Origin of the sequence: Pseudorhodoplanes sp. (assembly GCF_046289595.1) — a bacterium.
Taxonomy (GTDB): Bacteria; Pseudomonadota; Alphaproteobacteria; order Rhizobiales; family Xanthobacteraceae; genus Pseudorhodoplanes.
In genome coordinates this window covers 1-11,564 of sequence record NZ_JBKBVB010000035.1, presented here as the reverse complement: position 1 = coordinate 11,564, position 11,564 = coordinate 1, and the positions used below count along the sequence as shown (strand labels likewise).

The window sequence follows — 11,564 nt, the reverse complement described above, 5'->3', positions numbered from 1 at the left end:
TTTTCTTCGAATCGCGAAAAGACTCTAATTTGTTGCGTTGGCGCGTTTTCTTCACGCGAACCGGTGCCCACTTCGCTCGAAAACGCTATAGTTTAATCGCGGCCATAAGCGGCCGATCAGCTGCCGGTAAAGGATTTCGGCGGGGCGCTCACGATCTGGCCGCCGCCCGAGGCGACCTGCATCACCGCAAGTCCGCGCTCGTTGGTGCCATCCGGCTTGAAGCGGAAAATGCCATCGATCCCGGCAAAGCCCGACGGATTGGTCAGCATTTCGTCGGTGATGCGCTGCGGTCCCTGGCTGCGCACCAGCGCAACGACCAGCGCGGTCGCATCGTAGGCGAGCGTCGCCGTGCGGACGGGCTCGCCGCCATAACGGGCCCGATAGCGCTGCGCGAAGCTCGCAAAGCCAGCCGGGTCGGGCGCAGCGTAAACCCCGCCGAGCATGGCAGTGTCGCCAAAAATCCGCGGATCGTCCCATAATCCTGTGCCGAGCAATTGCGCGCGACGGGTGTTGACGCCACCGGCGGCCAGCCCGCGTGCAATGTCGGGCGCGACATCGCCGCCGTCCGGAATGAAGATCGCATCGGCGCTTCGCGCCGCCTGCGCAACCGCATTGATCGCCGTCTGCAATTGTGTCTTCTCGTAGCGCTCCAGCGCCGCAACCCGCCCGCCGCGGCGGGCGACATCTTCTCGAAACTTTGCCTCAACCACCGAGCCATAGGCGTTTTCGGGGATAATCGCCGCATAGGAACGCTTTCCGTTGGCGGATGCGTACGACAAGACGCGCGCAACATCCGTCTCGGGGAGAAAACTCAAGAGATACACGCCCCGCGCCGCCACGCTGGTGTCGGTCGAGAAGCCGATCACCCGAATGTTGCGCGGGCGCGCCACGGAACCCGCCGCCTGAACCGTCTGCGCAAATAACGGACCGAGGATGATTTGCGCGCCCTCGTCCATGGCTTGGTTGGCCACCATCCTGGCAAGCTGCGGGTTGCCGGCATCGTCCTTGACCAGAAGCTGGATATCGGTGCTGGAGAATTCGGAGAGCGCCAGCTCGGCGGCGTTCTTCATGGATTGCGCCGCCAGCCCGGCATTGCCGCCGCCCGACAGCGGCAGGATCAGCGCCACTCTGTATTGTCCCTGCCCGATCGGGTCTCCCGCCGGCGACGCGCTCGCCGGCGTTTCGGGCGACGGCGATCCGCCGCCGATGTTATTTCCGGCGCAACCGGCGAGGCCGGCGGCGGCAAGCGACAGGGCCGATATGCCAAAGGATCGGCGCGACAACAGGACAGTCGGGAGCGACCCCGGCAACGGACGACTCCTCGGCATCAGGACGCGACGCGTTGGCCCAAGGTCCGAACGCCGCGGCCATCAGCATCTTTTCCGGCAGCGGAACAGGATTCGAAGGGCATCGGCAAAGGATTCATTCTCGTGTGGTTCGGCTCAGCAGCCCCGCAATCGCCAGCCGCCGGAGACTGGGCCGGTCGCGCGCCTTAGGCAACTGGCCGTGCAATCTGGCATATTGTGACAGAATGTTTAACCGGCCAGGCCACGGATCGCATACGCTGCTTCCGCGGTGTGGCCTTCACGCAACCCATCGTTCAAACCACGATACGAGCCTTGGCGGAACCCATGACGCAAGCCCGGCGCGGGTTTCACATCTCCGGTACGGCCTTCCCGGCCCCGACGCTCGCAGCGGGGCTGTATGTCGTCGCCACGCCGATCGGCAATCTCGGGGACATCACGCTGCGCGCGTTGCAGACCCTCTCCGGCGCTCATCTGCTTGCCTGCGAGGACACCCGCGTCAGCCGCAAGCTCCTGCAGCATTACGGCATTGCGACCCCGACGACGCCGTATCATGAGCATAACGCAGCGGCGGCGCGGCCGGCGCTGCTCAAGCGAATCGCCGATGGCGAAGCCGTCGCGCTGATTTCCGATGCCGGCACGCCGGCGATTTCGGATCCGGGCTATAAGCTGGTCCGGGAGGCGCGCGAGAGCGGGCTCGCCGTCATTGTCATTCCCGGTGCCTCATCGGTGCTGACCGCGCTTGTGGCGTCGGGATTGCCGACCGACCGCTTTCTGTTCGAGGGCTTCCTGCCCGCCAAGGCGGCCCAGCGCAAGGCGAGGGCCCTGGAATTGGCGCGCATTCCGGCAAGCCTGGTAGTGTTCGAGAGCGGAGCGCGGATTGCGGCGGCCTTGGCCGATCTGGCCGATGCGCTGGGCGATCGCGACGCCGCGGTCTGCCGCGAACTGACCAAGCTGCACGAAGAGGTCCGCCGCGGAACGCTGACGGCGCTTGCAAGCCACTATGCAGGCGAAGCCGAGACCCGCGGCGAATTCGTGATTGTGCTTGCGCCGCCGCGCGAAGAAGACGCCCCGCAACAAGATGACATCGACCGCCTGATCCGCGCGGCGCTCGAGCGCGTATCGGTGAAGGATGCAGTGGGGGAGATTGTGGCCGCCACCGGATTGCCGCGCCGCGATGTGTACCGGCGCGCGCTCGAACTCGACCGGGAGCGCAGCGATGGCGCGCCCTAGATCCGGCGGAACACCCGGCAAGCCGGATCCTGCGCCGGCGCGTCAGGCCGCCTTCAGGCTTGGGCTCTGCGCGGAAGATCAGGCGGCAGAGTTGCTGCTGGCCAAGGGATTCCGGATCGCAGCGCGGCGATTCAAATGCCCGACCGGAGAGATCGATATTGTGGCGCGCAACGGGCCGCTGCTGGTCTTTGTCGAGGTCAAGGCGCGCGCCGCGCTCGACGATGCGGCCTGGTCCGTCACCGAGCGCCAGAAACGGCGGATCGTGGCGGCGGCGCAAGCATGGCTCGCCGCGCATCCCGACGATGCCGATAGCGACATGCGCTTCGATGCGATTCTGATCGCGCCGCGCGCCCAGCCGCGGCACATTCCCGGGGCGTTCGAGGCCGAATAGGAAAGCGCTCAAGCGTCTTCGAGCGAAGTGGGTACCGGTTCGCGTCACGAAAACGCGTCAACGCGATGACCGAAGAGCCGCTTCGACTCTAAGCCGCGCGCAATTGCTCGAAGAAGCGGTCGAGCTCGGTGCGGATGCGCGATGTCAGCCTTTCGATCGCATCGGAGACGTCGTGTGCCGCCACCGAATGCACGCGGCTGATTTCGGTGGCCTCGGTCACTTTGCCGATCTGGGTCGTGGTCTCGCCGGCACGGTGCGAGGCGGATTCGACGCTGCGCGCGATCTCCTGGGTTGCGGCACCCTGCTCGGTCACGGCGGCGGCGATCGCACTCGAAATGTCGCCGATCTCGCGGATCGTCGCCTTGATGGCGCCGATCGCCGCAATCGAGCGTTCGGTCGCCTGCTGCATCCCGGCGATCTGCATCGCAATCTCGTCGGTCGCCTTGGCAGTCTGGCCGGCCAGCGCCTTCACTTCGCCCGCCACCACGGCAAAGCCGCGCCCGGCGTCGCCGGCCCGCGCCGCCTCGATGGTGGCGTTGAGCGCGAGCAGATTGGTCTGCTCCGCGATATCGTTGATCAGGCGCACCACATCGCCGATCCGGCCCGCAGCATCGCTCAGGGCCTGCACGGTATCGTTGCTGGCTTCTACTTCTGCAACCGCCTTCATCGCGATGTCATTTGACTGATTGACCTGTCGTTCGATTTCCAGAACCGACATGGCCAGTTCGTCGGCGGCCGAGGCGATGTCGCGGACATTGGCATTGGATTCCCTGGACGCCTGCGTCGCGCGGCCGGTGCGATCGACCGTGATTTCTACGGCTTGCTCAAGCTCCTTCGCAGCTCGCTTGGCGCGGCCGGACAGCTTCATCAGATCCTGCAGCGTCGCTTCGACCTCGGCGGAAAAGGCGGCGATATTCGATGCGATCTGGTCCTGGCGCAACTTGCGCGCTTCGGCTTCGCTGCGGATCGCCTCGCCAAGCTCGACATTGCGGCGCATGGCGGTCTGAAACACGCCAATCGCGGCGGCCAGTGTGCCGATCTCATCCCGCTGGCCAAGACACGGCACGACAATATCGGTCCGTCCGCTCGCGATCTCCTGCGTGGCGCGCGCAATCGCCGCAAGCCCGGCGCAGGACCGTCGGACGATCAGGCCACCGGTTACAGCCATCAGAATCAGCGCCGCCGACATTGCCAGGACCGGCCAAACCAGGCTCTGAATTCCGCCCGCAACCGGCAGGCTCTGCACGGCAATACCCGCCGTCACAATGGCAACGGTCGCGATCAGCGCGAAAATCGCATAGAGCTTGACGGCAATCGTCAGTTTCGGGATGGCCACGACGTCTTCCGTACAGGTCCGGGTGTCTATGGGCAGCATGGCAGGTATTTGTTAACCACTGGTTTGCACCGCCGCATCACAACGTTAGACAGAACCATGCAATTGAATATCGCCGTCCAGATGGACCCGATCGAGCGGATCAATATCCGCGGCGATTCGACCTTCGCCTTGCTGCTCGAAGCCAAGGCGCGTGGCCACCGGCTGTCCTATTACACGCCCGACAAGCTCGCCCAGCGTGGCGACCGCGTGTTCGCGAATGTGCAGCCGCTCGACGTGCGCGATGAGCCCGGCAATCACTTCACCCTGGGCGAGGCCAAGCGGACCGAACTCACCGAATTCGACGTGATCCTGCTCCGCCAGGATCCGCCCTTCGACATGGCCTACATCACCACGACCCACATGCTGGAGCGGGTGCATCCAAAGACGCTCGTGGTCAACGACCCGGCGCATGTGCGCAATGCACCGGAAAAGATTTTCGTGATGGAATTCTCCGACCTGATGCCGCCGACGCTGATCACGCGCGACCTCGCCGAGATCAAGGCGTTCCGCGAGGAGCATGGCGACATCGTCATGAAGCCGCTTTACGGCAATGGCGGCGCGGCGGTATTCCGGCTGACCAAAGACGATCTCAATTTCGGCTCGCTCTACGACCTTTTCGCCACCACCTTCCGCGAACAATGGATGGTGCAAACCTTCCTGCCGGCGGTGAAGCATGGCGACAAACGCATCATCCTGGTCGACGGCGACTATGCCGGGGCGGTCAACCGGGTGCCGGCGCCGGACGATCTTCGCTCCAACATGGTGCGCGGCGGCTCGCCGAAGGATACCGAACTGACGCCGCGCGAGCGCGAAATCTGCGCGCGGCTCGGACCGGCCCTGAAAGAGCGCGGGCTTCTGTTCGTCGGCATCGACGTGATCGACGGCCATCTCACCGAGATCAACGTCACCTCGCCGACCGGCATCAGGGCGATCAGAAACGTCGGCGGGCCGGATGTGGCGGCGATGGTCTGGGACGCGATCGAGAAGAAGCGCAAGCCGTAAACGTCAGGAGACTGCCATGTCGGGGCTCAGCGTCACACTTCTCTATGTGGTCCTGGTTCTCGGCACGACGCTTTACGTTGCGCGCCGCCCCGGCTTTCGCTGGACCTTCATCTCGGGCTCCCTGATGTCCATGGTGCTCTATGCCTCGCATGTGATCATCGGGGTCGCGCTGTTCCTGCTGCTATTCCACGCCCATCCCGAGGGTAAAGGCGGGCTTGCACTGGCGCTGGCCGGGTGGATCGTCCTCGGCTGCGTCGATCTGGTCCGGATCGTGCCGCGCAACGCCGAGCCGCCGCGCGTCTTAATGTCGCCCGGGGTCGTCGATGTCGTCTGTCTGGCTGTCATTGCCATCGGACTTGCGGTAGCGTGGCACGCCTGACTGACGGCGGCCGCATGTTCTGCAACGCAAGTTCATCTGTCACTCTGGCGCTCGCGATGGCGCTGGGCTGCTGCGCATCCGCGATGGCTTCGGACTTCAGAGCGAATGCCGGAACATGCGTGTTCGCCAAACGCCCGCCGGTGGTGCTGAATGACGACCAGATCGCGGGCTTCTGCCAATTCGATCACGCGACTCAGACATTTGCCGGGACGCCGGCCGAGCAGGCGCGCTGCCTGCTCAACCCGGTGAAGCCGGTCGGCCGGCTCGGACCGCCCATGGATGCTCTGCCGGAGGCTCTGGAAAAGCGCGTCGGCAACGGCGCCGACCTGCCCTCGCGCGAGGCGCTGGCTTCGCTGCTGCGCGATCGCGGCGCCTCGCAGGACATGATCGACGCGCTGTCGCGGCCGGTCTCGCATGCGCACGACAACGACCCGCTGGCGCGGTCAGCGACCTATATCGTGCTCCACGATACCTCGACCCCGAATTACCGCAGCCAGCCGTGGCCGGCTTCGATCGACGACAACCCCAAGATCAACAATCTGCGGCGCTATGCCTGCGCCAACGAAATCGAGCGCGCCCATGTCTTCATCAATCGCGGCGGCACGATCTTTCTCGCTCACGATTTCACAGTGCCCTGGCGCGCCACCAAGTTCGAAACCGCGACCAATTTCGGCCCCGCGCTGAAGGGCCTGTTCCTTCACGTCGAACTGATCCAGCCGCGCCGCGCGCTGAAAGGCTACGGCCGCAATAACGATTTTCTCGCGCCCAATCCCGGCTTCACGCAGGCGCAGTACGATTCGCTGGCGCTGATCTATGCTGTGGCGAGCCACCGGGCCGGCTTCTGGATGATCCCGGCTTTTCACTCGGTGCTGGATGAGGGCATTCGCAACAAGCACGACGATCCGCAAAACTTCGAGCTTGCGGAATTCGCAAAAAGCGTCGACGCCGTTGTCGGCGAATTGCGCATGCGCACCGGTGCAGCGGAGCGCGCCGCCGCGACGCGCAAATCCGACTGATTACGCGGCCTGCCGGAACGTCGCAGCGTCAAAGACAGGCGCGGTCCGATCCGCCAAAGCCGGCTCGTCGCGCGACGCCAGCTCTTCCAGCTCGATCTGCTGCAACGTGCGGCCCGCCTGCATGCGCTCGATTACACGCTCCAGATCGAGACCGGCCATTTCGGCCTCGCGGCGCGCGCGGCGTGCGAAGGCCAGCTCCAGCTGCAATGATTTCAGGTCGACCATGGTCAGCTCCCATTCCGTGCCGGTGGAAAAGGTAGGCTGAGTCGTTTTGTTCTGCAAATGTTCTTGCATCGCATCGCGATGTCCGCTAGCTTTTCCACAACCGGGGCGGGCGGGCGTTAGTCTTCAGGCATGGTCCAGCGGGTGACGACAGTGGCGTTTCAGGGCGTCGAGGCCCGCGCGGTGGACGTGCAGGTGCAGGTCGCGCCGGGATTGCCGGCCTTCGCTGTGGTCGGTCTGGCCGACAAGGCCGTATCCGAAGCCCGCGAGCGCGTGCGCTCGGCGCTGATTGCCTCCGGGCTGGCATTGCCGGCACGCCGCATCACCGTCAATCTCGCGCCGGCCGATCTGCCGAAAGAGGGCAGCCATTATGATCTGCCGATCGCGCTTGGCCTGATGGCCGCCATCGGCGCGATCCCGCAGGACGCGCTGGCGGGCTTCACGGTGCTGGGCGAACTCGGGCTCGACGGCTCGATCGCGCCGGTCGCCGGGGTTCTGCCGGCAGCGATCAGCGCCAATGCGCGCGGCGAGGGATTGATCTGCCCGATGGCCTGCGGCGCGGAAGCGGCGTGGGCTGGTCCTGAGATGGAGATCGTCGCCGCCTCGTCGCTGATCCAGCTCGCCAATCATTTCCGCGGATCGCAGGTGCTGTCGCGGCCGCAACCGAAAATCCGCGAAGCCGATGGCGTGGCGCTCGACCTCGCCGACATCAAGGGACAGGAAAGCGGCAAACGCGCGCTCGAAGTCGCCGCCGCTGGCGGACACAATCTCCTCAGGCTATTGCTTCAATGCCAATTCCGGCATAGGAGAATGAGCCATGACCAGACACTTGCGCCTCGCCTATCTGCGCATCCGGGCCACAGCGGCCGTAAGCCTCGCAGTCCTCGCGGACAAGGCGCACGCCACGGCTGATCAGCTCGACGCGGGCACGGACGCTACAGCGGAGCGGTGGGGCATACCTACTGAGCACTTCCATCCGGCGCACGACTGAGCCGCGCCATGAAGAACGAGGCGAGGCCCAAGGCATACAGCTACGTGCGCTGGAGTACTCCAGAACAATCGAAAGGAGATAGCGACCGGCGGCAGACGGAACAGGCGCGCGCGTATGCTGAGGCCAAGGGCCTCGACCTCGACCCACTCTCCTACGTCGACACGGGTGTGTCAGCCTTTAGAGGCAAGAACGTAGAGGGCGGGAAGCTAGGGCTGTTTCTTCAAGCCGTGAAGGACGGGGACATCCCCCATGGCTCCTTCTTGTTGGTCGAAAGTCTGGACAGAGTGAGCCGCCAGACGGCACGCAAGGCCGTGCGGACAATGGAGGACATAGTCGAAGCGGGCATCAACCTCGTGGACTTATCGGACGGGGGCAGGCTTTACAGCGCCGACACACTCGACAATGACAGCTTGGCCTTCATGATGATGGTCGTTCGGTTTATGCGCGCGCATGAAGAGAGCGCCACGAAGTCGCGGAGGCTTTCGGCGGTCTACGATAAGAAGCGGCGGGATGCGGCGAAGGGCGGGCAGAGCGACAAGCCGTTCACTCGAATGCTCCCGGCATGGATACGATGGGACGACCGTTCCAAGGAGCATGTGCCTATCCCTGAGCGAGCGCGTGTTGTGCGGACCATATTTGAGAAGGCTGACGAAGGCTGGGGGCAACACCGCATAGCGCATTGGCTGAACAGCAAACGCACACCAACATGGGGTGGCGCGCGGGCGGCGAAATACTGGCACCGATCATACGTCGCGAAGGTGCTGCGGAACAGCGCGGCGATGGGGGTATTCACCCCGCATCGAACGCAGAAGGACGAAACAGGCAAGCGCGTGCGCACCGCCCTTTCGCCCATAGAGAACTATTTCCCCCCGGTGGTTGACGCGGCGCTATTTGAGCGAGTGGCCGCGAAGCTCGGGAGCACGGCGGCGCGCGGACGGAATGCGAATACAGGCGTGGTGCGGTCGGTGGTTGCCGGAGTTGCCAAGTGCGCGCGATGTGGCGGCACCGTGACGCGAGTAACGAAAGGTGAACACGTGTACCTCGTATGCTCACGAGCGAATGCAAGGGCGAAAGGCTGCAAGTATCTTGCAGTGCCCTACAGCGCCGTTGAGGCCGCTCTGACCACGAATGCGCGCGCAATCTTCAACGAAGCACCGCGTGGGAAGACCACCGACGAACTTGATAGGCAGATACGCGAGGCAGACCACCGCGTCGATCAGCTAGAGGACACCACCGACAATCTCGCCCGCGAGCTTGGTGAAACCTCAACACCTGCGGTGCGACGCGCGTTGGCGGAGGCGGAGAAGCAATTGCAAGAGGTGATAGAACACCTGAGGGCCCTTAGGGGCCATAGGGATACACTCAGTAGCGCCACGGTCATCAAGCGACTGCAGCGCATGCGAGACACGCTGCTAAAGAAGCCGCTGGATGTGAAAGAGGCCAATAGGGCGCTTAGGGAGGCGGTGAGCCGGATCATAATCGACCCAGAGGCGGCGCGCCTATCGATACACTGGCGGCACGCGGAGCGGCCCACTGAGGACATTCCGTTCTATTCGCGGCACTTGAAAAGCAAGTCGATTGCGGCCGCGCTCAAGGAAGCGTTTGAATGACGAGAAAGACAGCATCGGAAAAGAAAGCTCGGAAGCGAGGAATAGCGGATGCTCGGCTAGATGCGGCGTCCCTAGAGCGCGCGCTGACAGAGGCGGAGGGGCGCATCATTCAGCCACCGGAAGACGCGGAAAACATCGTAAGGGTCAAGCCCGAGCATATCGACACTATCCCTGCGCTGTTTCAGCCGCGAACGTTCACTTATGGGTACCACACACTGGACAACATACATGTCCAACAGTTGCTCAGCATGATACGCGCCCAAGGCGAACTTGATCCAGTAACGGTGGTAAAGCTCAGAACCTCTCCGATCTATGAAGAAGGGGAGGGAGAGCGGTGGGTTTGCGTCGACGGACACCATCGCCTTGAAGCGTATAAGGAGGCGCGATGGGAAGCGCCTATCCAGTGTGTGTGGTTTCGCGGGAGCGCGCGCGCTGCGCACCTGAGGAGTATTAGCGATAATACAAAAATCAAGCTGCCACTTTCGAGGGAAAGCAAACAAGAGGTGGCTTGGAAGCTCACTTTGCTGGGGCTGGCGAGCAAAGATGAGACCCACCGACTGGCGAAAGTCAGCGAAGGCGTAATCAGCGAGATGCGCAGGGTTAAGCGCCTGTATGAAGAAAACAGTCTTGAAGGCCAACAGTTCAGGCAACGATTAGGCGAGCCACTCAACAAAACAAGATGGGGTCATGCACGGGCCGTGTTCCGCCACATTGAGCCGAGTCAACAGGATATACAGGAGCGGGCGGGGCGGCTCGCAAACACGATTGCGACGCGGCTTACGGACCTGCTGAAACGCGATTACGCTGTGACAGCGCGCGCCCTTGTCATACATGACGAAGCGCTGGCTGAAGCGCTGGTGTCAGAACTGGCGACGGCACTGGAGGAGCACAGAAAGGAAAACGGGGGAGAATAGAAACCAACGCCCGAAGGTGAACTACGTGCCTGACCCTAACCTATAGCGTGGTAGGCAAGACCGCCGATCAATAGAAGGATCAGTAGGATCATCCACAAACGCAAGCGACTTTGCGGGGCAGCGTCTTCACTGTGAGCAGGGTTTGAACGCAGCTTCCTACTGAAGCTGATTCCTGTTCCAGGCACGCCTGCTGAAAGGCGCGACCCTGAAGCGCCGCTAGTGAAACCGAAGCCCTTGCCGCCAATGCGAACGCTGCCCCCACGCTTGCCGAGATTCAGGGTTACGCCGGGAAACAGCCTCTTGGACCTACGAAACCGCAACGCCATTTCCCGCCTCCCTCAATTGCAAGAATTCAACACTATAGTATTGGAGTGCACAGGGCAGTCATTACGAAAATGCCGCGCCCACGGCATGAGGGCGTCCGCCGTCCCAAGCCATCAGGCAACGCTGGGCGCTAGGAATGGACCAAGGGGATTTGGCGGGGCGATTGATGGCTGGGCATCAACGTCCAACGCGAGGCTGATCACGGAGGGCCGCGCCGGCGCGCTCGAGGGCCTGTCCCGTGTCGCGACGGCGGTCAGCTTCCTGCCGTCGATACTCAAGCAATCGCTCTCGGCACGAGTCGTAGTTGGGCGCATTCCGACAAGCCGCATCGTCAGCGGCTTCAAGCTCGGCAACGGTTTGCGTCGTGCACGAGGCGAGGACAACGCAAACCAAGGTCAACAGTAGAGCGCGGGCCATAGATGAACCATCTGATGGGGAAGTGGAAATAAGAGAGAACAATACCGCGGAAGCCGGGCGCGAGACAGTCCCACTATACAGGTTCCCAAGCCACTGAGCGTGAGTGACAAGCACTTAGAAAACACCGACAGAACCGGCCTTGCGCGCCTGCAGAAAAAGACACTCTGCCTCAGTTAAGTGGGCTGGAGGCGGCCGCGGTTTACCCCAGAGCGGCCCGGGCGCGCCTAAGGCCCCCCTTCCGCCCCGGTAGGGCTCCGCAGCCGCCTTTGGCCACATACCGCCCCGCGGGGCAGGCGGACCACCGCTAGCCCGCGAGGGGCGCATGCAACGACCGGGGCGGGGCCACTTGAGAACGCCGGGCCTATGCAAATGCATAGGGCAGTTGG

General features: G+C 63.4%; 11 protein-coding genes and 1 pseudogene. 8 read left to right on the top strand and 4 right to left on the bottom strand.

Annotated features, from left to right (window positions below; translation table 11 throughout):
• Positions 1–116: 116 nt before the first annotated feature.
• Entirely contained in the window at positions 117–1,328 is a 1,212-nt protein-coding gene (locus ACK41X_RS09685; protein ID WP_409721950.1) for a penicillin-binding protein activator, read from the bottom strand.
• A 303-nt stretch (positions 1,329–1,631) separates the two neighbouring features.
• Here ACK41X_RS09685 and rsmI point away from each other — a divergent pair, with 303 nt between their 5' ends.
• Both rsmI and ACK41X_RS09675 read left to right on the top strand, forming a co-directional pair.
• Positions 1,632–2,537, top strand: a complete 906-nt coding sequence (rsmI, locus tag ACK41X_RS09680; protein WP_409721947.1) for a 16S rRNA (cytidine(1402)-2'-O)-methyltransferase — start codon at positions 1,632–1,634, stop codon at positions 2,535–2,537.
• Positions 2,524–2,928 carry a YraN family protein gene (locus tag ACK41X_RS09675; protein ID WP_409721944.1) on the top strand — a complete coding sequence of 135 codons (405 nt, stop codon included), beginning with the start codon at positions 2,524–2,526 and terminating at the stop codon, positions 2,926–2,928. The genes rsmI and ACK41X_RS09675 overlap by 14 nt, the downstream gene beginning before the upstream one ends.
• 88 nt (positions 2,929–3,016) lie before the next feature.
• Here ACK41X_RS09675 and ACK41X_RS09670 read toward each other — a convergent pair whose 3' ends face one another.
• Positions 3,017–4,264, bottom strand: a complete 1,248-nt coding sequence (locus ACK41X_RS09670) for a methyl-accepting chemotaxis protein (RefSeq protein ID WP_409721941.1) — start codon at positions 4,262–4,264, stop codon at positions 3,017–3,019.
• A 96-nt stretch (positions 4,265–4,360) separates the two neighbouring features.
• Here ACK41X_RS09670 and gshB point away from each other — a divergent pair, with 96 nt between their 5' ends.
• Genes gshB through ACK41X_RS09655 form a run of 3 tightly spaced genes read left to right on the top strand, consistent with a single transcriptional unit; the run spans position 4,361 to position 6,700 of the window.
• Positions 4,361–5,305, top strand: a complete 945-nt coding sequence (gshB, locus tag ACK41X_RS09665; RefSeq protein ID WP_409721938.1) for a glutathione synthase — start codon at positions 4,361–4,363, stop codon at positions 5,303–5,305.
• 16 nt (positions 5,306–5,321) lie between these two features.
• A complete protein-coding gene (locus ACK41X_RS09660) occupies positions 5,322–5,684 on the top strand; it encodes a hypothetical protein (RefSeq protein WP_409721935.1) in 363 nt (120 codons plus the stop codon).
• Positions 5,672–6,700, top strand: coding sequence for a hypothetical protein (locus ACK41X_RS09655; RefSeq protein WP_409721934.1), 1,029 nt, complete (start codon positions 5,672–5,674; stop codon positions 6,698–6,700). The genes ACK41X_RS09660 and ACK41X_RS09655 overlap by 13 nt, the downstream gene beginning before the upstream one ends.
• Here the strand turns inward: ACK41X_RS09655 and ACK41X_RS09650 are convergent, their stop codons facing one another.
• Entirely contained in the window at positions 6,701–6,925 is a 225-nt protein-coding gene (locus tag ACK41X_RS09650; RefSeq protein ID WP_409721931.1) for a hypothetical protein, read from the bottom strand. It abuts the gene before it with no gap.
• 129 nt (positions 6,926–7,054) lie between these two features.
• On the opposite strand from ACK41X_RS09650, the pseudogene ACK41X_RS09645 reads away from it, so the two are divergent.
• The 3 genes and pseudogenes from ACK41X_RS09645 to ACK41X_RS09635 all read left to right on the top strand — a co-directional run.
• A pseudogene (locus ACK41X_RS09645) lies at positions 7,055–7,702 on the top strand (magnesium chelatase domain-containing protein); the annotation flags it as partial.
• A gap of 219 nt (positions 7,703–7,921) precedes the next feature.
• The gene (locus tag ACK41X_RS09640) at positions 7,922–9,523 is read left to right on the top strand and encodes a recombinase family protein (protein WP_409721928.1); all 1,602 of its coding nucleotides are present in this window, start codon (positions 7,922–7,924) and stop codon (positions 9,521–9,523) included.
• On the top strand, positions 9,520–10,437 hold the full coding sequence (locus tag ACK41X_RS09635) for a ParB N-terminal domain-containing protein (RefSeq protein ID WP_409721925.1): 918 nt from the start codon (positions 9,520–9,522) through the stop codon (positions 10,435–10,437). The genes ACK41X_RS09640 and ACK41X_RS09635 overlap by 4 nt, the downstream gene beginning before the upstream one ends.
• Positions 10,438–10,472: 35 nt before the next feature.
• On the opposite strand, the gene ACK41X_RS09630 is transcribed toward ACK41X_RS09635, so the two are convergent.
• A complete protein-coding gene (locus ACK41X_RS09630) occupies positions 10,473–10,763 on the bottom strand; it encodes a DUF4236 domain-containing protein (protein WP_409721922.1) in 291 nt (96 codons plus the stop codon).
• Positions 10,764–11,564 lie beyond the last annotated feature (801 nt).

Coding starts and splice junctions, on each gene's coding strand:
- rsmI (WP_409721947.1), top strand. CDS start 1,632: ATGACGCAAGCCCGGCGCGGGTTTCACATCTCCGGTACGGCCTTCCCG.
- ACK41X_RS09660 (WP_409721935.1), top strand. CDS start 5,322: ATGTCGGGGCTCAGCGTCACACTTCTCTATGTGGTCCTGGTTCTCGGC.
- ACK41X_RS09675 (WP_409721944.1), top strand. CDS start 2,524: ATGGCGCGCCCTAGATCCGGCGGAACACCCGGCAAGCCGGATCCTGCG.
- gshB (WP_409721938.1), top strand. CDS start 4,361: ATGCAATTGAATATCGCCGTCCAGATGGACCCGATCGAGCGGATCAAT.
- ACK41X_RS09685 (WP_409721950.1), bottom strand. CDS start 1,328: ATGCCGAGGAGTCGTCCGTTGCCGGGGTCGCTCCCGACTGTCCTGTTG.
- ACK41X_RS09640 (WP_409721928.1), top strand. CDS start 7,922: ATGAAGAACGAGGCGAGGCCCAAGGCATACAGCTACGTGCGCTGGAGT.
- ACK41X_RS09635 (WP_409721925.1), top strand. CDS start 9,520: ATGACGAGAAAGACAGCATCGGAAAAGAAAGCTCGGAAGCGAGGAATA.
- ACK41X_RS09650 (WP_409721931.1), bottom strand. CDS start 6,925: ATGGTCGACCTGAAATCATTGCAGCTGGAGCTGGCCTTCGCACGCCGC.
- ACK41X_RS09630 (WP_409721922.1), bottom strand. CDS start 10,763: ATGGCGTTGCGGTTTCGTAGGTCCAAGAGGCTGTTTCCCGGCGTAACC.